The 692-nt window shown below is 46.2% G+C and carries 1 protein-coding gene; it reads right to left on the reverse strand.

The window, feature by feature from the left end; translation table 11 throughout:
• A partial coding sequence (locus KIV40_RS28200) for a molybdopterin cofactor-binding domain-containing protein (RefSeq protein WP_285352508.1) occupies positions 1-692 on the reverse strand: 692 nt, incomplete at both ends.

The raw sequence follows: 692 nt of genomic DNA on the forward strand, positions 1-692 counted from the left end.
TCTAATAAGTAATCCGATCTTGGGTTGGCTCTGCGCCCAAAGCTACCACCAGCCAAAAGCATGTTTATCGTGACTTGCTCCGGCTTAATACCCAGTAAGTTTGCGATGTTCATCTGGTCGACTGTCTGAAGTTGTTCGCCATTCCAAACAGTACAAGCATCATCAGAAACTTGTGCGACACAGTTCATTGGCTCCATGGTTGCATGCGCCAAGAAAGGAAACTCATAGGTGTTATCGATCACAACATCTGACGACTCGAGAGCTTTAACAGCATCACCATCAATTCTAGCCGGCAGTCCCGGTTTCTTTGAAAGCTCAATGTACTCTTCCATTATCCGAGCGGAGCTTTTTTTGAAGGCTTTGCTCTCATCCCAAGATGCAACGAGTAGGTCTCGCCCCTTTTTTGCGCTCCAATAATCAGTGGCTAATACGGCAACCCCGGTTGGAATGGTAATGACGTCAACAACACCGGGAGAAGCTTTCGCGCTTTTAGAATCGACCGACTTCAGTGTCGCGCCGAATTTAGGCGCATGAAGCACCATAGCAGTCAACATGTCAGGTAATTTGAAATCTTGAGTAAATATCGCCGTGCCATTATTTTTCCCAGTATCTTTTCGACTGAGCTTGGTTTTACCAATCAAAGTAAAATCTTCTGGCGATTTAAGTGGGACGGTATTTGGGTCGGGAACTGG

The sequence above is a fragment of the Vibrio sp. D173a genome, assembly GCF_030248475.1.